Annotated in this window: 14 protein-coding genes; 6 read left to right on the top strand and 8 right to left on the bottom strand. The window is 72.6% G+C overall.

Going from position 1 to position 20154, the window contains the following annotated elements; all coding sequences use genetic code 11:
- Positions 1–2: 2 nt before the first annotated feature.
- The 4 genes from AC3EUV_RS25270 (at position 3) to AC3EUV_RS25285 (ending at position 5814) form a co-directional block, all read left to right on the top strand.
- Positions 3–1865 carry a class I SAM-dependent methyltransferase gene (locus AC3EUV_RS25270; RefSeq protein WP_432143725.1) on the top strand — a complete coding sequence of 621 codons (1863 nt, stop codon included), beginning with the start codon at positions 3–5 and terminating at the stop codon, positions 1863–1865.
- Complete coding sequence (locus AC3EUV_RS25275; RefSeq protein ID WP_432143726.1) at positions 1862–2785, top strand: galactokinase; 924 nt, start codon at positions 1862–1864, stop codon at positions 2783–2785. Before AC3EUV_RS25270 ends, AC3EUV_RS25275 begins: the two co-directional genes overlap by 4 nt.
- Positions 2786–2834: 49 nt before the next feature.
- A complete protein-coding gene (locus tag AC3EUV_RS25280; RefSeq protein ID WP_435603962.1) occupies positions 2835–3986 on the top strand; it encodes an alkaline phosphatase family protein in 1152 nt (383 codons plus the stop codon).
- Between the two features lie 211 nt (positions 3987–4197).
- On the top strand, positions 4198–5814 hold the full coding sequence (locus tag AC3EUV_RS25285) for a phospholipase D-like domain-containing protein (protein ID WP_432143728.1): 1617 nt from the start codon (positions 4198–4200) through the stop codon (positions 5812–5814).
- Between the two features lie 146 nt (positions 5815–5960).
- On the opposite strand, the gene lysX is transcribed toward AC3EUV_RS25285, so the two are convergent.
- Together lysX and AC3EUV_RS25295 are read right to left on the bottom strand one after the other, a co-directional pair.
- Entirely contained in the window at positions 5961–9278 is a 3318-nt protein-coding gene (lysX, locus tag AC3EUV_RS25290) for a bifunctional lysylphosphatidylglycerol synthetase/lysine--tRNA ligase LysX (protein ID WP_435603963.1), read from the bottom strand.
- Positions 9279–9287: 9 nt separating this feature from the next.
- Positions 9288–10208 (bottom strand): Ig-like domain-containing protein, encoded by a 921-nt coding sequence (locus AC3EUV_RS25295; protein ID WP_432143730.1) that lies wholly within the window; start codon positions 10206–10208, stop codon positions 9288–9290.
- A 277-nt stretch (positions 10209–10485) separates the two neighbouring features.
- Between AC3EUV_RS25295 and AC3EUV_RS25300 the strand changes: the two genes are divergently transcribed.
- On the top strand, positions 10486–10680 hold the full coding sequence (locus AC3EUV_RS25300) for a hypothetical protein (RefSeq protein ID WP_387236296.1): 195 nt from the start codon (positions 10486–10488) through the stop codon (positions 10678–10680).
- A 55-nt stretch (positions 10681–10735) separates the two neighbouring features.
- Here AC3EUV_RS25300 and AC3EUV_RS25305 read toward each other — a convergent pair whose 3' ends face one another.
- The 6 genes from AC3EUV_RS25305 to xylB form a co-directional block, all read right to left on the bottom strand.
- On the bottom strand, positions 10736–11941 hold the full coding sequence (locus AC3EUV_RS25305; protein ID WP_432143810.1) for a phosphodiester glycosidase family protein: 1206 nt from the start codon (positions 11939–11941) through the stop codon (positions 10736–10738).
- A gap of 78 nt (positions 11942–12019) precedes the next feature.
- On the bottom strand, positions 12020–12718 hold the full coding sequence (locus AC3EUV_RS25310; protein WP_432143731.1) for an N-acetylmuramoyl-L-alanine amidase: 699 nt from the start codon (positions 12716–12718) through the stop codon (positions 12020–12022).
- A 243-nt stretch (positions 12719–12961) separates the two neighbouring features.
- Positions 12962–14377: a family 2B encapsulin nanocompartment shell protein gene (locus AC3EUV_RS25315; protein ID WP_435603964.1), complete on the bottom strand. Its 1416-nt coding sequence runs from the start codon at positions 14375–14377 to the stop codon at positions 12962–12964.
- Positions 14378–14520: 143 nt separating this feature from the next.
- Entirely contained in the window at positions 14521–15930 is a 1410-nt protein-coding gene (locus AC3EUV_RS25320; RefSeq protein WP_435603965.1) for a family 2B encapsulin nanocompartment shell protein, read from the bottom strand.
- Between the two features lie 167 nt (positions 15931–16097).
- The gene (locus tag AC3EUV_RS25325) at positions 16098–17372 is read right to left on the bottom strand and encodes an ROK family protein (protein ID WP_432143734.1); all 1275 of its coding nucleotides are present in this window, start codon (positions 17370–17372) and stop codon (positions 16098–16100) included.
- A 52-nt stretch (positions 17373–17424) separates the two neighbouring features.
- Positions 17425–18855, bottom strand: coding sequence for a xylulokinase (gene xylB, locus AC3EUV_RS25330; protein WP_432143735.1), 1431 nt, complete (start codon positions 18853–18855; stop codon positions 17425–17427).
- 131 nt (positions 18856–18986) lie between these two features.
- Between xylB and xylA the strand changes: the two genes are divergently transcribed.
- The gene (xylA, locus tag AC3EUV_RS25335; RefSeq protein ID WP_435603966.1) at positions 18987–20150 is read left to right on the top strand and encodes a xylose isomerase; all 1164 of its coding nucleotides are present in this window, start codon (positions 18987–18989) and stop codon (positions 20148–20150) included.
- Positions 20151–20154 lie beyond the last annotated feature (4 nt).

A 20154-nucleotide genomic window follows, 5' to 3' on the forward strand; every position in this document is an offset into this window, starting at 1 on the left:
AGATGACGCGAGCGCACCGTTCGGGACACCGCACGCGATGGGCGGCGGCCGTCGCCGTGACGGCCCTGGGGGCGGGCACCGTACGCGCCCGCCGCAGGCTCGCCGCGCTGCCGGTGCTCGACCCCGCCGGGCCGCACGACACCGCCCGGCCCCCGCTGTCCGGCTGGCAGCTGATCACCGCGCCCGGCGTCGTGGCCGACGAGGCGACCCTGCGCGCCGCGGTCGCCCACGCCACCCGCGAAGGACTGCGCGTCGTGGACCTGATCCCGGCCCACCTGGACGCCGAGAGCGTCCTCGGCCTGCTCCGGCTGCTCGACCCGGCCGCCCACCGCACGGACCGCTGCGCGCCGGGCCACGGCGCGGGCCACGCCCTGCTGGTGGCCGACGACATCCACCAACGTGCCGGGCTCGGCACCGAGGCGCCGCCGCAGTCGGTGGCCGGCCTGATCCGCCTCCTGCGCACCCTCAAGGAGTACGCCCCGGACGCCACCGGCTGGGCCATCGCCCCCGGCCTGCGGTCACCGCACCCCGACCCCACCCGGCGCGCCGAGGAGCTCCGCGCCCGGGGCCTGCCGCCGGCCCTGATGTCCGCCGCCCAGCTGGCCGGGCTAGCCCTGCTGGTGAAGTGCGCGCTGTCGGCGCCACGTTGGGGCACGGCGGCGGCCGCCCTGTACTGGCTCCAGCCCGCCGCCGTACTGAGCCCGGCCCGCGGCCTGCGCCCGGCCGGCCTGGCCCGCGCCACCGCGTCCCGTCCGCTGCGCTCCCTGTCCGCCGCGCTGCGCACCCTGGCCACCCCGCCCGCCGAGCAGCCCCGTGTCGCCGGCGCCCCGGCGCGCCACGCCGCGTACACCGCCGACCTCGCCGCCGGCACCGACCGGTTCTTCGAACCCCGCCGCGCCGACTGCCCCTGGTGCGCGGCCCCCGACCCCGTCGTACGGGTCCGGATGCCCGACCTGCTCCAGGGCAAGCCAGGCCGCTTCACCCTGGAGGAGTGCCGCCACTGCGGCCATGTCTTCCAGAACCCCCGGCTCACCCCGGACGGACTCGACTTCTACTACCGCGACTTCTACGAGGGCCTCGGCGGCGAGGGCGCCGCCCTGGTGCTTGGCCGGATGACCGCCACCTACCGCGACCGCGCCGAGCTGCTCCGGCCCTTCACCACCCCCAGGGACTGGCTCGACGTGGGCACCGCCGGGGCGCACTTCTGCAACGTCGCCCGCGGCGTCTGGCCCGACACCCGCTTCGACGGGCTGGACATGGGCGAAGGGGTCCACGAGGCCGAACGGCGCGGCTGGATCGACACCGCCTACCAGGGCCAGTTCCCCGACCTCGCCGACCGCCTCGCCGGCCGCTACGACACCGTGAGCATGCACCACTACCTCGAACACACCCGGGACCCGCGCGCCGAACTCGACGCCGCCGTCAAGGTCCTGGCCCCCGGCGGCCATCTGCTGATCGAACTCCCCGACCCCGAGTCCCGGATCGCCCGGCTGCTCGGCCGCTACTGGCTGCCCTGGTTCCAGCCCCAGCACCAGCACCTGATGCCGGCCGGCAACCTCAAACAGGCCCTGGAGGCCCGGGGCTTCACCGTCCTCGCCGAGCAGCACGGCCCCGCCCACCAGAACAACGCGGACTTCCTCGGCGCCGTCGCCCTCGCCGCGAACGGGATCGTCCCCGACCCCCTCGCCCCCTGGGCCACCGTCCCCGCCACCCGCACCCGCCTGGCCGCCCGAAGCGCCATACAGGCCATGGCCGTTCCCTGCTACGCCGCCGCCCTCGCCGTCGACAACCTGCGCACCGCGATCGCCCGGGCCACCGACGGCGGCAACGCCTACCGGCTGCTCGCCCGCAAAGAGCTGGGATGAACACGGTGGACCTGGCCCGCCGCGCGACCGCGGACCCCCTGGTACGGCTGCTCGCCCACGGCTTCGCGACGGCGTACCACCGCCCGCCCGAAGCGGTGTGGCGGGCACCGTACGCCTTCCGGCTCACCCCGCCCGCCGCTCCGCCCGGCACCGGTACGGCGCCCCGCACCGGCTGGGTCGCGGCGGCCAACTGGCATGTCGCCGCGGCCGTCGCCTCGCGCGAGGACGGCATGCTGCGCTGCGGCTCGCTCCACCACCCGGCGGAGACCACCGAACTCCCGCTCACCGGACCGGCCGGCCACGCCCCCGGCTGGGCGGCCCGCCCGTACGCCGCGCTGCGCACGCTCGCCGCCGCCGGCATCGGCCGGGACGGCGCCGATCTCTGCCTGAACGCCACCCTGCCGGAGGCCGTGGGACTGTCCGGCGCCGAGCCGCTGGAGTGCGCGGCCGCGCTGGCGGTGGCGTCCGTGCACGCCGACCGGGGCGGCTGCCCGCCGGCCCGCGCACAGCTGGCGCGGCTGCTGGCGGCCGGAGTGCCCGGCGATGACGCGCTGCGCCGGGCCGTGCTCTTCGCCCGTCCCGGCCGGCTGCTCGCGCCGGACGGCAGCTGCCGGCCGCTGCGCGCCCCGGACGGCGGCCCGCAGCCGAGCCTGCTGCTGGTGACCGCCCGCCGCTCCACCGGCGGCGCCACGGCCACCGCCACCGCGCTCGCCACCGCGGTCCACGACGCCCTGCGCGCCGGTGCCTGGTCCGCCTCGTGGCCCGGACAGCGGCCGGGCCGCAGCGTGTTGCTGCTGATGCCGCCCGACCGGCGCGCGGCGGTCCGGGCCGCGGTGGCCGACGCCTGCCGCCGCTGCGACCTGCCCGTACCGCGCTTTCTGCGGATCGCCGTCGCGGACGCGGCCCGACGCGAGGACTGAAGCCCCCTATCCGTCCCTCCCCCCCCCCGGACACGGAGCTGAGAACCTGATGAGACGCACAGCGATCCGCCTGCGCAGGGCGGTCGTGGCGACACTCGGCACGCTCGGTCTGCTCGCCGTCGCCTCCGCGGCGGACGCCCGTACCGTCCGGTCCGCGCTGCCGTCCTACGACCATGTCGTGATCGTGGTCTTCGAGAACAAGCAGTACGGCGAGATCACGGGTAACGCCCAGGCGCCCTACCTCAACCAACTCGCCCAGGACGGCGCCGAGCTGACCGGCATGAAGGCCCTCACCCACCCCAGCCAGCCGAACTACTTCAACCTCTTCTCCGGCGCCACCCAGGGCGTCACCGGCGACGGCTGCTACACCGCGCAGTCGATGTCCGCCGCCAACCTCGGCCAGGAGCTGATCGCGGCCGGCAAGACCTTCGCCAGCTACAACGAGGGACTGCCGAACGAGGGCTCCACCACCTGCTCCAGCGGCCGCTACGCGCAGAAGCACAACCCCTGGTTCGCCTTCAAGAACGTCCCGGTGGCCTCCGGCAAGACCTTCGCCCAGTTCCCCAAGGACGACTTCACGCAGCTGCCGACGCTGTCCTTCGTCATCCCGGACATGTGCAACGACATGCACGACTGCGCGGTCGGCAGCGGCGACACCTGGCTCAGGAACAACCTCGACTCCTACGCCCGATGGGCCAAGGACCACAACAGCCTGCTGATGGTGACCTGGGACGAGGACAACTACCTCGGCTCCAACCGGATCGCGACCGTCTTCCACGGAGCCCAGGTCAAACGGGGCGCGGTGAGCGGCGACTACAACCACTTCAGCCTGCTGCGGACCTTCGAGGACATGTACGGCACCGGCCACGCGGGCAACGCCGCCACCGCCACCCCCGTCACCGGGGTGTTCGACACCGGCGGCACCGAACCGCCCGGCGACGACCTCACCCTCACCACCCCCGGCCCGCAGACCTGCCGCTTCGGCCGGACCTGCACCGTCCAGCTGACCGCCACCGGCGGCACAGCCCCGCTGACCTACCGCGCCACCGGCCTGCCCCTGGGTCTGACCCTTGACGCCGCGGGCGGCCGTATCACCGGCAGACCCTGGCAGACCGGCACCCTCCCGGTCACCGTCACCGCCACCGACGCCCGGGGCGCCACCGCCACCGCCGACTTCCCGCTCACCGTCAACTGGTTCTGAACGTCCCCCCATTGGGCCCGGTCCGCCGCGGAATCACCCGCGGGGCACCGCGGAAGCCGCGCCGGGAACTGGAGGTGTAGCGAAGATCGACTCCTGCGCGGAGAGAAGCGGAAGGAGCCGGTACGTTCTGGTGGCAACCAAAGCCGGGCGGACGATCGTCGCTGTGCGATCGGCGCCCGGTTCGTCATTGTCACCGTAAGAAGGCAAGTTCTTGGCTCCTCACCGCCTCCACCGCCTCATACCGGCGTCCCTCGCCCTGACGGCCGTGTGCGCGGGGCTTCCGGCCTCGACGGCATACGCCGCGGACACACCGCCCACCCCGCATCTGGACGCCATCGAACGGTCGCTTCACGACACCTCCCCCGGCCTCGAAGGCTCCGTGTGGGAGCGCACCGACGGCAACCGGCTCGACGCCCCGGACGGCGACCCGGCCGGCTGGCTGCTCCAGACGCCCGGCTGCTGGGGCGACGCCCACTGCAAGGACCGCGCGGGCACCCGGCGGCTGCTCGACAAGATGACCCGCAACATCGCCGCCGCGCGGCACACCGTGGACATCTCCTCGCTGGCTCCGTTCCCCAACGGCGGCTTCGAGGACGCCGTCGTCGCCGGCCTCAAGGCGTCCGTCGAGGCGGGGCACTCCCCGCGGGTGCGCATCCTGGTCGGCGCCGCCCCGGTCTACCACCTCAATGTGGTGCCGTCCCGCTACCGCGACGACCTGATCGACAAGCTCGGGCCGGCGGCCGGCAAGGTCACGCTGAACGTCGCCTCGATGACCACGTCCAAGACGTCGCTCTCCTGGAATCACTCCAAGCTCCTTGTGGTCGACGGGAAGACGGCCATCACGGGCGGGATCAACGGCTGGAAGGACGACTACCTCGACACCGACCACCCGGTGTCGGACGTCGACATGGCGCTCAGCGGGCCGGCCGCCCGCTCGGCCGGGAAGTACCTCGACACGCTGTGGGACTGGACCTGCCGCAACGCCGCCGACCCCGCCAAGGTCTGGCTCGCCACCTCGAACGGTGCCTCCTGCATGCCGTCCCTGGAGAAGGACCGCGCCGCCGACCCCGCCGAACCGGCCGGTGACGTCCCCGTCATCGCCGTCGGCGGTCTCGGCGTGGGCATCAAGGAGTCCGACCCCTCCTCGGGCTACCACCCCGACCTGCCCACGGCCCCCGACACCAAGTGCACCGTCGGACTGCCCGACCACACCAACCACGACCGCGACTACGACACGGTCAACCCCGAGGAGAACGCGCTGCGTTCGCTCATCGGCAGCGCCCGGGAGCACATCGAGATCTCCCAGCAGGATCTCAACGGCACCTGCCCGCCGCTGCCGCGCTACGACATCCGGACCTACGACACCCTCGCGGGCAAGCTGGCCGCCGGGGTGAAGGTCCGCATCGTCGTCAGCGACCCCGCCAACCGCGGAGCCGTCGGCAGCGGGGGCTACTCGCAGATCAAGTCCCTGGACGAGATCAGCGACATTCTGCGCAAGCGGCTCGTCGTCCGCACCGGCGACAACGAGAAGGCGTCCCGGGCGATGTGCGAAAACCTCCAGCTCGCCTCGTTCCGCAGCTCGGACCGGGCCACCTGGGCCGACGGCAAGCCCTACGCACTGCACCACAAGCTCGTGTCGGTGGACGACTCGGCGTTCTACATCGGCTCCAAGAACCTCTACCCGGCCTGGCTCCAGGACTTCGGCTACATCGTCGAGAGCCCGGCCGCGGCCAAGCAGCTCAAGACCGAACTGCTCGACCCGGAGTGGAAGTACTCGCAGGCGGCGGCATCGACCCCGGCCGGCTGCTCCGGCGGCGGGACGGGCTGACCCGCGGGCGGCAAGGACCGGCAGGACCCGCCCGGATGACCCCGGGTACCGCCCCTGACCGGCGCCCGTGAACGGCTGAGGCCACCCCCGTGACATGGGGGTGGCCTCAGCCGTCCGGTGCCCGCCGTGGCCGGGCCCGGATGCCGTCAGCGGCGCCGCACCAGCGGGAACGGCAGCGTCTCGCGGATCGACAGTCCGGTCAGGAACATCACCAGCCGGTCCACGCCGATGCCCAGACCACCGGTCGGCGGCATCGCGTACTCCAGAGCCTGGAGGAAGTCCTCGTCCAGCTCCATCGCCTCCGGGTCACCGCCGGCCGCCAGCAGCGACTGCGCGGTGAGCCGCCGGCGCTGCTCGACCGGGTCGGTCAGCTCCGAGTAGGCGGTGCCCAGCTCGGTGCCGAACGCGACCAGGTCCCAGCGCTCGGCGAGCCGCGGGTCCTTGCGGTGCTGCCGGGTCAGCGGCGACACATCGGTCGGGAAGTCCTTGTAGAACGTGGGGAGCTGGGTCTTCTCCTCCACCAGGCGCTCATACATCTCCAGCACGATGTCGCCGCGGCCCATCTCCGGCTTCACCGGCACCGCCGAGGCATGGCACAGCCGGCGCAGCCGGTCCGGCGCGGTGTCCGCGTCGACCACCTCACCGAGCGCCTCGGAGATCGCGCCGTACACGGTCTTGACCGGCCAGATCCCCGAGATGTCGTGCTCGACGAGCTTGCCGTTCCCGTCCGCCTTACGGGCGGTGGCGCTGCCGAACGCGGCGATCGCCGCACCCTGGATCAGCTCCCGGGTCAGGTCCAGCATCACGCCGTAGTCGGCGAACGCCTGGTACGCCTCCAGCATCGTGAACTCGGGGTTGTGCTTGTAGGAGATGCCCTCGTTACGGAACGTCCGCCCCATCTCGAAGACCTTCTCCATACCGCCCACACACAGCCGCTTGAGATACAGCTCCGGCGCGATCCGCAGATACAGATCGAGGTCGTAGGCGTTGATATGGGTGTGGAACGGACGGGCGTTGGCGCCGCCGTGGATCTGCTGGAGCATCGGCGTCTCGACCTCGAGATAGCCGCGGTCGATCAGCCCCTGGCGCAGCGCCTGCACGGCCGTGCTGCGCGCCCGCAGGTTGTCCCGCGCGTCCGTCGAGACCACCAGGTCCACATACCGCTGGCGGACCTTGGCCTCCGGGTCGGACAGCCCGCGCCGCTTGTCGGGCAGCGGCCGCAGACACTTGGCCGTCAGCCGCCACCCGGTGACGAACACGGTCAGCTCACCGCGGTCACTGGTGCCGACCTCGCCCTCCGCCTCGACATGGTCACCGAGGTCGATGTCCGAGCCGAAGCCGTCCAGCAGTTCCTTGCCGCTGCCGTCCCGGGTCAGCGCGATCTGGAGATCGCCCGACCAGTCGCGCAGCACCGCGAAGAGCACCCCGCCGTGGTCCCGGGTGAGCAGCACCCGCCCGGCGACGCTGACGGACGTGCCGGTCCGCGCAGCGGGCGTGAGGTCCGGGTACGCGTCGCGGACCTCGCCCAGGGTGTGCGTACGCACCACGCCCACCGGATACGGGTCGGTGCCGGCCTCGCGCAGCCGCTCCAGCTTGAGGTGGCGCACCCGCACCTGCTCGGGCAGCGCGGCCAGCTCCTGTGCGTGCAACTCCTCATCGGTGGCCGGCGCCGCCTTGACCAGCCCGAGCTCGTCCAGCGAGGGCAGACCGGCGGTGCTCGCCGGGGCCAGCACCCGCTTCTTGTGGCCCTTGCCCCACAGCGCGCCCAGGCTCGGTACGTCCACGAAGCCCTCGGCGATACCCGAACCCAGGGCGATCCGGGCCAGCGCACCGGCGTCCGCGTAGCACAGGAACCGCGGATACCACTCCGGGTTGTACTTCGCGTTGGAGCGGTAGAGCGCCTCCAGCTGCCACCACTTGGAGAAGAACAGCAACAGCCGGCGCCAGACCTTCAGCACCGGGCCGGCCCCGATCCGGGCGCCCTCCTCGAAGGCGGAGCGGAACACCGCGAAGTTCAGCGAGATCCGGCGCACGCCCATCGCCCCGGCCTGGGCGCACAGCTGGGCGACCATGAACTCCATGACGCCGTTGGGCGCGGAGCGGTCGCGGCGCATCACGTCCAGCGAGATGCCGTCCGTGCCCCAGGGGACGAACGACAGCAGCGCGATCATGTTGCCGTCACCGTCGAACGCCTCGGCCAGCAGGCACTCCCCGTCGGCGGGGTCGCCCAGCCGGTCCAGCGCCATGGAGAAGCCGCGCTCGGTCTCGGTGTCCCGCCAGGCGTCCGCCCGGTGGATGACCTCCTGCATCTCCTCGTCGGTCAGCGCGGAGTGGCGCCGTACGCGGAAGGTCGCACCGGTCCGCTCGACGCGGTTGACGGCCTGGCGGGTCACCCGCATCTCCCGGCCGGCCAGGTCGAAGTCCTTGACGTGCAGGATCGCCTCGTCGCCGAGCTGGAGCGCGTTCAGACCGCTGCGGGCGAACGCCTTGGCGCCGTCCTCGCTCGCGCCCATGACGGCCGGCTGCCAGCCGTACCGTCCGGCGACCTCCAGCCATGCCTCGATGGCCTGGGTCCATGCCTCGCGGTCACCGACCGGGTCACCGCTGGCCAGACAGACCCCGGCCTCGACGCGGTAGGTGACGGCGGCCTTGCCGCTGGGGGAGAAGACCACGGCCTTGTCGCGGCGGGTGGCGAAGTAACCGAGCGAGTCCTGGCTGCCGTAGCGGTCCAGCAGCGCCCGGATGCGGTCCTCCTCGTCACCGTGCAGCGCGGCCTCCATCCGCTGCGAACGGAACAGCGTGGCGGCCGCGTTCAGCAGCGCCAGCGCACCGAGCAGACCGAGGACGGCGCTGATCCAGTGCGGCGGATGGCCCTCGACGAGATGGCCGCCGACCAGCCCGCCGCAGACGCGGTTGGCCGTCCACAGCAGCCGGTTGGCGGCGCCCGCCTCCAGCGTGCCCGGGGCCAGCGACACCATGCCCCAGCCGATCAGCACCGCCGCCACGAGCCCGCCGGCCAGCACCAGGATGGCGCGCAGGAACGCACCGCGCCGGGTGATCGCGTAGAACTCGCGGTGCGAGACGAGCAGCAGCACCAGCGCCCCGGCACACAGCACCAGGGAGAACGCGAACTCCCAGTACCCGGCGGCCAGGAACAGCGCGTCGGCCAGGGTGACCAGCACCATGTAGGCCACCACGAACCACAGCGCCACCCGTTTCCGGGCGGTCATCGCCGCGCCCAGAAGGAAGAGGAAGGCCGCATAGGCGAAGTTCGGCGCCACCGGGATGGTGAGGGTGTCCAGCCAGTAGATCACCGGGTGGAGTCCGCGCCGGAGCGGCCCGATCAGCGCCGTCAGGGCACAAAAGAGCCCCAATACGCTGAAGATGATGGCGAAGCCATTGGGGACGCGGCGCCGGAAGCGCCGCCACCCCGTGAGTTGATCCTGGTCCTGCACGGTGCTCATTCCGTCACACTAGGCTCTGAAAGGGGTCAGCTGCTCGACGCGAGGGCGCTGTTTCGCCCGCCATGGGGATCGCCGCTCGTGCCAGTCTCCGATCCCGGTGGTGTGGTCGTCTTTCCCTCGTACGGAGGACGGGGTGATCCCGGCGGGGTCACCCACGTGGACCTTGCCACAAACCCGCCCCAGGTCCGAGTCGGTGCAACTCCGGCTGATGGTGAAGTTCAGGTCATAGTCGCCGGAAAAGTAGCGGCCGCCGCCGGAATCCACCCCGTCGAGCTCCGCCCGCAGCCGGACCTCGGTGCCAGGTTTCCAGCGCTGTGCGGGCCGCCAGGTCACCTGGTCCTTGCCGTCGCGGTTCTTCGTCCAGTCCCAGGAACCGGTCGTCCGGTCGTCGGTGGTGACGCGCAGCCGGCGCTCCACCGCGGCCCGGTCGGTCACCGGGTGGTCGAAGGTGAGGGTGAGCAGCCGGTCGACGGCGACCACGGTGTCCTGGGTGCCGGGATCGACCACCAGCGTGTTGAGCCGGGCCGGCTGCGCGGTGGTGAGAGACTCGTTGGCCGCCCCGACGCCGCCCCGGTCGCTCTTGGTCCTGGCGACGACGGAGTACTTGGTGGCCGGGGCGATCTCGGCGCTGGAGGTCCAGAAGGTGCCATCGGCCCCGAACCCGCCGGGCAGCCGCCGGCCCCTGGGGTCGGTGACCGTCACCTCGGTCAGCACGCCGCCCTCCGCGGTCACCTTCAGCTTGTCCCCGGCCTGCACGGTCCTGGTGCCGCCGGCCGCCCCCAGCGCCACCTTCACCGGGTCGGCCACCGGCGCCGGCGCCGAGAGGCCCGCACACGCGCTGAGCGTGCCCGCGCCGACGGCCGTGACCAGGGCGAGTGCGGGGCACCGCCGCCGGAACGTCCGGTGGCGGAAGGAAAGGGGCTGGCTCATCTCGGGGCTTTCCGTCGGCAGGGGGGAGGGCGGCGATGTCGGCCGCTAAGACGACCGATCGCCACACTTCGTTGCAGGGAGTGAGGTGATCCACGCCACGCCGGCGGTGTGCCGCCCGGCCCGCGCCGCCGCCGTGTCCCGGCATCCCGCCGCTCCGTGACCCGTAGTGATCCACCCGATCGGAGCACCCGGACAAGAACCGGACATACCCTGAAATACGCCAAACTGGCCACCCCTTGCCGTCCGTTCGGGCGGCGGTTGAGGAGGTGTGCGTCCCGTGGCGATTTCCATCTCGGTCGTCCTGCTGCTGGTGGTCCTGGCCGTGATCTTCCTGCGCAGCGGCAAGCTCAAGTTCTCGCACGCCCTGGTGTGCGCGCTGCTCGGCTTCTATCTGGCGAGCAGCAGCCTCGCCCCGGACATCCACCAAGGGCTCTCCGGCGCCGCCGACGTGGTGAGCAGCCTGCGTCCGTGACGAGGGCGGCCCGCCGGCGCCCGGGACGCGGCGCCGGCGTCGCGGCACCGTCCGCTCACCCGGCGGAGAACACCCCGAGCGCATTGGGCACCGGCCGCTCCGCGCCCCCCGAGGGATGGTTGCGGACCGTGGCCCCGTATTGGTCGCCGGTGACCAGGGTCGAGGACCCGCCGCCGTCCAGGTCCATCGCGTCCCGCGCACCCAACTGCGCCATCAGCTCCGCCAGTTCGTGCACCGTCAGGCCGGTCTGGCCCGGCGCCCCGTCCAGCGCCATGAGGTACAGCACCCGTCCGCCGGACCCGATCCCCGCGGACGTACGCACCGCCACGGCGGCGGTGTCCAGGCCGGCCAGCGGCGCGCCGTCCCGCACGATCGGGAAGCCGCCCACCGCACAGCGCAGCCGGCCGTGCCCCTGGCCGACGAGGTACGAGCTGACGTTCACCGGGTCACCGAGGCGCAGCCCGCGCAGCTGCCGCGCCCCTTCCTCCCGGCCCACCAGCACCACACTGCCCACGGCCACCCCGCCGGCGCCCGGCACCTCTCCGAGGGCCGTCACCCGGCCGTGCCGGACGGTCACCTCCGCGGTCTCCGTACTGCACGGCGCCGCCCGGTCGGTGTCCGTCCCGCAGGTGGCGCGCACCCGGGACGCCGGACCCCACTGCGCGGTGTACGCGCCGATCCCGCCGACCGGCAGCGCGTACTGGTTCAGCCCGCGCAGCGGCAGGGCCCCCTGGCCGGTCAGCACCGCACCGCGCAGTGTGAGCCGGTCCAGCCGGGCGCGGCGGTCATAGCCGACGCCGATCACGTCCTCGGTGGTCGCACCGGGCGGCATCGCCGGACCGAACCGCTGCCCCTCGGGCACCGCGCCCTTCAGCCGCCGCCCGGAGGCCACCGCCGGGCCGACCGACGCGCCGGTCGGCTGCACCCCCGGGTGCTGGGTCTCGGTGATGTTGAAGAAGTCGCCGTTGACGGCTCCCACCGCCCGGCGCTCCGCGGCCAGTTGGGAGACCGGCGACCGTGCGCCGACCGCCCCCGGGTACAGCAGATCCACGGTGACCCGCGGATCGGCCAGATCGACGGTCAGCAGATGCCCGTGCACGGTGCCGCGCGGCAGCGTCATCCGGAACTCGCCGTAGGCCACCCCGGGTGCCACCGACACGGCGCCGGAGCGGCGGAGATCCGTCGCCGCGGCCGCGGCCGGCGCCCCGCCCGCCACCCCTCCGCCGGCCAGCACACCCCATGCCACCAGCACCGTCAGCATCGCGCGAACCCGACCGAATCGCCGCTTCACGATCCCCCCTGACCTCACGTCAACTGTCCCAGGCGCCGGAGACGCTCACTATGACCCGGAGGTGTCAGGAATGCGTAGACCCGCGGAACGTCCGTCGTGTCGCCGGACCGGGTCGTCCGGTGTGTGCCAGGAGACGTCGTTGACCAGCTGGAGATAGCGCGCCCAGTCCCAGAACTCACCGGGGTCGGTGTGGTCGGTGCCGGGGACCTCGACATGGCCGATGATGTGCTCCCGGTCCTTGGGGATCCGGTACCGGTCACAGATGGCGGCGGTGAGCAGAGCGGACTGCTCGTAGAGCGGGTCGGTGAACCATGTCGGGTCGTCGATCCAGCCCTCGTGCTCGATGCCGATGGTGCGGGTGTTGTAGCCCCAGTTCCCGGCGTGCCAGGCGACGTCCCGCTCGCGTACGCACTGGGCGAGATAGCCGTCGGCGGACCGTACGACATAGTGCGCGGCCGCCTTGTGCGCCGGGTCCTTGAACAGCTTGAGGGTGTCCCGGTAGGTCTCCTGGGTCACATGCACCACGACCCGCTCGACCGGATACTGCCCGGGGCGGTCGGCGGCGGTGAAGTTGGCCGGGTTCGCCGGAACCCAGTGGACCGGGGGGTAGGCGCCGCCGTGCGGCGTCCGCCGGTGCGGGGCGGCGGTGGCGCCCGCCGTGCGGGGGGTGAGTGCGGCGGACGCGGCGAGCGCGGCCGCACCGGTCAGCAGGCGCCGGCGGGCCGGGCGGCGGGGGGCGGGCTCCATGTGAACTCCTGACAAGGACCGAGGGGTGGTCGCGTACATGTCACGCACATGCGGTGCGTTCATGATGCGCAACAGGGCACGCCCTGCCAAGGGAATGGCCGTTCTGCCAATGGCTCGACCAAAGGCAGAACGGCGCAGGTCAGGAGGGATACGGGATACCTGATCGGACGTCACCCGGGTGCCACGCCGACGGCGCTGACGGCCGCGCGCGGACGCGGCACCCGGGTGCGGGGACCCGCCGGTTCAGTGACCGATCTCGACGTCCTCCAGAATGCCCAGGGCATCCGGCACCAGCACCGCCGCCGAATAGTAGGCACTGACCAGGTAATTGATGACCGCCTGGTCGTTGATGCCCATGAAGCGCACCGACAGGCCGGGCCGGTACTCGTCCGGGATGCCGGTCTGGTGCAGCCCGACCACGCCCTGGTTCTCCTCGCCGACCCGCAGCGCCAGAATCGAGCTGGTCCGGTCCGGGGTGACCGGGATCTTGTTGCAGGGCAGCAGCGGAATGCCCCGCCAGGCACGGACCGTGGTGCCCTCGACCTCCGCGGTGGTGGGGTAGATACCCCGGGCGTTCCACTCCCGCCCGATCGCCGCGATCGTCCGCGGATGCGCCAGCAGGAACTGCGTCTTACGGCGCCGGGAGATCAGCTCGTCCAGGTCGTCCGGTGTGGGCGGACCGCTGCGGGTGTGGATGCGCTGCTTGAGATCGGCGTTGTGCAGCAGCCCGAACCCGGGGTTGTTGACCATCTCGTGCTCCTGGCGCTCCCGCAGCGCCTCCACGGTCAGCCGCAGCTGCTGGTCCAGCTGGTTCATCGGGTCGTTGTAGAGATCGGCGACCCGCGAATGCACCTTCAACACCGTCTGGGCCACGCTGAGTTCGTACTCCCGCGGGGACAGCTCGTAGTCGGCGAAGGTGCCCGGCAGCATCGGCTCGCCGACATGGCCGGCGGCCAGCTCGATGGCCGCCTCACCGTGCTTGTTCTGCGCCGGCACCAGGGCGGCACCGATGTCCGCGAGGTGGGTGCGCAGCGACTCCGACCGGCCCAGCAGCTCCTCCAGGTCGCTGCGGTACAGGGTCAGCGCGGTCACCCGGGTCACCGCCCGTACGGAGTGCTCCCACTCCGCGTCCGCGGTCAGCAGCGCCGCCGCACCGATCGCGTCACCGTCGGCCAGCACCCCCAGCACGGTCTCGTCGCCGTACTTGCCGGTGCCGACACGGTCGAGCTTGCCGTGGGCGATCAGCACGATCCGGTCGGTCGGCCCGCCCGCCCGGGCCAGCACATCACCGGGCGCGAACTCCCGCTGGACGAACCGGTCCGCCAGCGCCTCCAGCGTCGCGGTGTCGGCGAAGCCGCGCAGCGGCGCCAGCTCGCGCAACTCCGCCGGAATCACCCGGACTTCGGACCCGGTCGAGACGAACTCCACCCGTCCGTCACCGAGGGTGTGGGTAAGCCGGCGGTTGACGCGGTACGCACCGCCGGAGACCTGCGTCCAGGGCAGGATGCGCAGCAGCCAGCGGGAGGAGATCCCCTGCATCTGCGGCACGGTCTTGGTCGTGGTCGCCAGCTTGCGCGCCGCCGCGGTGTCCAGGCTGGAGCGGGTCTGCTCGGGCGCGGACGTCTGCGGGCCGGACGTCGGGTCCACCGATGTGGTCATGAGGAAGGCTCACCTGTTCTTGTCTGTGCTGTGCGTAGATCGGTGCGGTGCGTAGATCGGTGCCGTGCACGGAAATAGTCCGCGCGCCAGGAACGGCGGGAAGGGCCGCTGCCGGGCGCGGCTGCCTTTCCGCCGGAGGTCGTTCAGTGGCCGATCTGTACGTCGTCGAGAACACCCAGCGCATCGGGCACCAGAATGGCCGCCGAATAATAGGCGCTGACCAGATACTTGATGACCGCCCGGTCGTCCAGTCCCATATAACGCACCGAGAGGCCCGGCTCGTATTCATCGGGAATTCCGGTCTGATGCAGACCGACGACGCCCTGTTGCTCCTCGCCGGTGCGCAGCAGCAGCACCGAACTCGTCCGTTCCTTCGTCACCGGAATCTTGTTGCACGGGAAAATCGGCACCCCGCGCCAGGAGGGCAGCGAATGCCCCATGAAATCGACCGCGGTCGGATAGAGCCCGCGGGCGCTGCACTCCCGCCCGATGGCGGCGATCGTCAGGGGATGGGCGAGCAGGAAGCCCGGGTCCTTCCAGACCGTCGCGAGCAGATCGTCGAGGTCGTCGGGGGTGGGCGGGCCGGTGCGGGTGTGGATGCGCTGCTTGAGGTCGGCGTTGTGCAGCAGCCCGAACTCGGGGTTGTTGATCATCTCGTGTTCCTGACGCTCCCGCAGCGCCTGGATGGTCAGCTTGAGCTGCTCCTCCACCTGGTTCATCGGATCGCTGTAGAGGTCGCCGACCCGGCTGTGGGTGCGCAGCACGGTCTGCGCGACGCTGAGTTCGTACTCCCGGGGTGTGACGTCGTAGTCGACGAAGGTGCCGGGGAGGGCGGGCTCGCCCTGGTGTCCCGAGGCGACGGAGACCGCCGATTCCCCGCTCGTGTTCGTCGGCTGCGCGGTGCCCTGACCGGCCGCCGCCAGATGCTCGCGCAGCCCGGGGGAGCGGTCGATGATCTCCTGCGCGGCCTGCCAAGACAGCGTCATGACGGTCACCCGGGTCACCGCGCGATAGCTGAACTGCCAGGTCCCGTCGGGGTCGGTGAGCGGCCCGTCGCCGAGGTGATCCCCGCCGGCCAGCGCTTCGAGCACCGTGTCCTCGCCGTATTTGCCGGTGCCGATCCGGTCCACCCGGCCGTGCACGAGCAACACCAGCCGGTCGCCCGGCCCGCCGGCCTCCCCGATGAGTTCACCGGGCGCGTATTCGTGCTGGGTGAAGCGGTCGCCGAGCGCCGCCAGCACCTCGGTATCGGTGAACTCCCGCAGGGCGGGCAGCTCGCGTAGCTCCTCGGGGATGATCGCCACATCGCTGCCACTGGTGTCGAAATCGATGCGCCCGTCGCCGAGGGTGTAGGTCAGCCGGCGGTTCACGCGATAGGTGCCACCGGAAACCTGTACCCAGGGCAGCAGTCGCAGCAGCCATCGGGAAGTGATGCCCTGCATCTGTGGTGCGGTTTTGGTGGTGGTCGCCAAATTCCGCGCCGCGGTGGTACTCAGGCTGGAATTCTGGGCGTCTTCCGTGGTGCCGTGCAGCGATTCATCGGCAATGGTCACAGTGCCACCTGTCTCCTCGAACGGTGCGATGCGGCCCGCCCCGAAACTCCGTTTCAAGGCAGTTCCGCGGCAGCCCGCCGAACCGAAGGTAGTGGTGCTGTTTTTATCGGCACAATCGCTCGATGGGGTGGCATGGAATTCCCGCTCCCTGGAAAGGTTTAGCGGGTTCAATTCCGGGGAGAGTGTGCCGGGGCGCAGGAATGGAGAGGGTCGTCCAGGACGCCTTGGAGTGCCGCGTGTGCCGCTCCGAGCAGCGGTCCGTCGGCGCCCAGCCGGGACACCGTCACCACGGGTCCGCCGGCCCGCCCGCTCTCCGCCGTGACGGCCGTCCGCAGCGCCAACTCCCGCTCCAGGGAAGGCAGGACCCAGGGCGCCAGCCCGGCCAGCGCACCCCCGAGGACCACCGCTTGCGGATCGAGCAGATTCACCGCCCCGGCGACCGCGATGCCCAGCGCCGTCCCCGCCTCGTGCAGGGCGCGGACGACGGCGGCGTCCCCGTCGGCGGCCCGGCGCGCCAGCAGAGCGATACGGGCACCCGGCCCCGGATGCGCCGCCGCCCGCTCGGGGCTGAGCCCCCCCGCCCGCAGCACGGCCGGTTCGCCCGCGTACTGCTCCAGACAGCCACGGCCGCCGCAGTCGCACGGAGGCCCGTCCGGATACACCGGCACATGCCCCAGCTCCCCCGCGAACCCCCGTGCGCCCCGCAGGAGTTGGCCGTCCACGACGACCGCGGCGCCGATCCCGGCCTCGGCCGACACATGCACGAAGTCCGGCGGCGGGGCGGGCCGGCCGGTGCCCCCGCCCAGCCACAGTTCGGCCAGCGCACCGAGGTTGGCCTCGTTCTCCACAGTGAGCGGGACGGCGAACGAGCCGCCCTCCGGGGCCGTCGCCCCGGCCAGCCCCGGCGCGAGATCGGCCGCCCGCCAGCCGAGGTTGGGGGCGTGCACCACGGTCGTCGCGTCACGGGCCACCAGACCCGGCACCGCGACCGTCAGCCCGGCCGGCCGCAGTCCCTCGGCGGCTATCTCCCCGGTCACCTCGGAGAGCAGACCGGACAGCTGCCGCAGCACGGGCCCGGGAGCGCGGTGCCGGTTCGGGGCATCGGCCGCCACCCGGGCCCGGACCCGGCCGCGCAGATCGACCGCGCACACCGCCAGGTGGTCGACGCCTATCTCGGCCCCTATCCCGGCCGGGCCACGGTCGCTGACCGCGAGTTCACTGCCCGGCCGGCCCCGGCCGCCGGTCGCCGCCCGCCCCGTCTCGACCAGCAGCCCGGCCCGTAGCAGCTCGTCGACGAGCGGCGCCACCCCCGCCCGGGTCAGTCCGATCCGTGCCGCGACCGCCGGCCGGGAGACCGGGCCCTGCGCGGCCACGGTCCGCAGCACCCGGGCCAGATTGCGCCGCCGGATGCCGTGCTGGGTGTCGCCGCCGGGCGCGGTCATGAGCTCTCCAAAGGGTGCGGACTTGAGCCGGGCCACGGCTGCACGGGCGCGGTCATGGCCGCAGCAGCGGCCCGCCGTCGGCGAGCGTCGCCGTCAGCCGCTCCCAGGCGGCGTCGTCCCGCGGCCGCGCCTCGTACTCCGCGCCGCGCGCCGTCCCCCAGCGGCGCGCCACCGCCGCCGGATCCTCCTCCAGCAGCAGCCCGGCCGCCTGCGCCGCCGCCCCGAGCGCCACCAGCTCCTGCGCCTCGGGCACCACCACCGGGCGGCCCGACAGCCGGCGCACGGTCTCCCGCCAGGCCCGGCCCCGGGCGCCGCCGCCGATCAGCAGCAGCGGCGCATCGGGCGCGGCGTCCGCGTCCAGCACCCGGTCCAGGGCCTCCAGCAGGGTGAACACCGCGCCGTCGTAGGCGGCCTGGAGCAGCTGACCGGCCGTGGTCTCGTGCCGCAGTCCGTGCACCAGGCCCGAGGCGCCGGGCAGATTCGGGGTGCGCTCACCGTCGAGGAACGGCAGCATCACCACCCCGCCGCCCTCCTCCACGGCCTCCCGGTCGCGGCCCAGCAGCGCCGCCACCCGGTCCACGGCGAGCGTGCAGTTCAGGGTGCAGGCCAGCGGCAGCCAGTCGCCGCGGGCGTCGGCGAAGCCCGCCACAGTGCCGGACGGATCCGCGGGCCGGTGGGTGGAGACCGCGTAGACCGTCCCCGAGGTGCCCAGGCTCAGCACCGGCAGACCGGGACGCAGGCCCAGGCCGAGCGCGGCCGCCATGTTGTCGCCGGTGCCGGCGGCCACCAACGCGCCCTTGGGCAGCGGCAGATGACCGGCGTGTACGGTTCCGGCGGCCTCGCCCGGCAGCGCCACCCGGGGGAGCAGCGCGGGGTCCAGACCGATGTGCGCCAGGATGTCCGCGTCATAGGACCCGGTGGACGAGGCCCACCAGCCGGTCCCGGACGCATCGCCGCGATCGGTGACGGCCTCGCCCGTCAGCCGCTCGGTGAGGTAGTCGTGCGGTAGCCGTACCGCGGCGGTGGCGGCGGCCGCGGCCGGCTCGTGCTCGCGCAGCCAGGCCCACTTGGCCACCGTGAACGCCGGTCCTGGCACGCTCCCGACCCGGTCCGCCCAGGCTTTCGCGCCACCCCGCTCCGCGATCAGCCGCTCGCTCTGCGGCGCCGGCCGGACGTCGTTCCACAGCAGGGCCGGACGCACCGGCTCGCCGGCCGCGTCCAGCGTGACCAGCCCGTGCTGCTGTCCGCCGACGGACACCGCGGAAGCCTGCCGCGCCGCGTCGCCGCACTGGTCCAGCGCCTCACCCAGCGCCTGCCACCACTGCCGTGGGTCGCTCTCCTTGCCGGCGCCGCCGCTGACCGTGTGCGGCGCCTGGCCGCGGGCGAGGACCGCACCGGTCACCGCGTCCACGACCAGTGCCTTGGTGGACTGGGTGGAGCTGTCCACCCCGACGACCAGCGGTCCCGCTGCCTGTGCGGCCATCGTGCACTCTCCCTCGGGCGGCCCGTCATCCATGGTCTCGGTCCAGGGGGTTCCCCGGCGTGCTGTCGCATATTAGTTTGGCCGCGGCAGAATTTGTAAAGTGCCTTGACTAAATGATCGAGGGAGTCGCGATGAGTCGCCGGCCCACGCCCGCGGACAAGTTCAGCTTCGGCCTGTGGACCGTCGGCTGGCAGGGCCGTGACCCCTTCGGGGACGCCACCCGCCGCGCCCTGGACCCGGTGGAATCCGTGCACCGCCTCGCCGACCTCGGCGCGTACGGCGTCACCTTCCACGACGACGATCTGATCCCGTTCGGCGCCGGCGGCATCGAGCGCGAGGCGGCTGTCAAACGCTTCCGGCAGGCACTGGACGCCACCGGCCTGATCGTCCCGATGGCCACCACCAACCTCTTCACCCACCCCGTCTTCAAGGACGGCGCCTTCACCGCCAACGACCGCGACATCCGCCGCTACGCCCTGCGCAAGACGCTCCGCAACATCGACCTCGCCGCCGAGCTGGGTGCCCGCACCTATGTCGCATGGGGCGGACGGGAAGGCGCGGAATCCGGCGCGGCCAAGGACGTACGGACCGCCCTGGACCGACTGAAGGAGGCCTTCGACCTCCTCGGCCAGTACGTCATCGAGCAGGGCTACGACCTGAAGTTCGCCCTGGAACCCAAGCCCAACGAGCCGCGCGGCGACATCCTCCTGCCCACCGTCGGCCACGCCCTCGCCTTCATCGAGCGGCTGGAACACCCCGAGCGCTTCGGCGTCAACCCCGAGGTCGGACACGAGCAGATGGCCGGGCTGAACTTCCCGCACGGCATCGCCCAGGCGCTGTGGGCGGACAAGCTCTTCCACATCGACCTCAACGGCCAGAGCGGGGTCAAGTACGACCAGGACCTCCGCTTCGGCGCGGGTGATCTGCGTGCCGCCTTCTGGCTCGTCGACCTGCTGGAGGTGGCCGGCTACGACGGGCCGCGGCACTTCGACTTCAAACCGCCGCGCACCGAGGACCTGGACGGCGTCTGGACCTCGGCGGCCGGCTGTATGCGCAACTATCTGATCCTCAAGGAGCGCGCGGCGGCCTTCCGGTCCGACCCGGCCGTCCAGGACGCGCTGCGCGCCGCCCGCCTGGACCAGCTGGGCCGCCCCACCGCCGAGGACGGCCTGGCCGGACTGCTCGCCGACGCCACCGCCTACGAGACCTTCGACATCGAGGCGGCGGCCGCCCGCGGGATGGCCTTCGAGCATCTGGACCAGCTGGCGCTGGAGCATCTGCTCGGGGCGGTCTGAGGGG

Source organism: Streptomyces sp. bgisy130, from assembly GCF_057708345.1.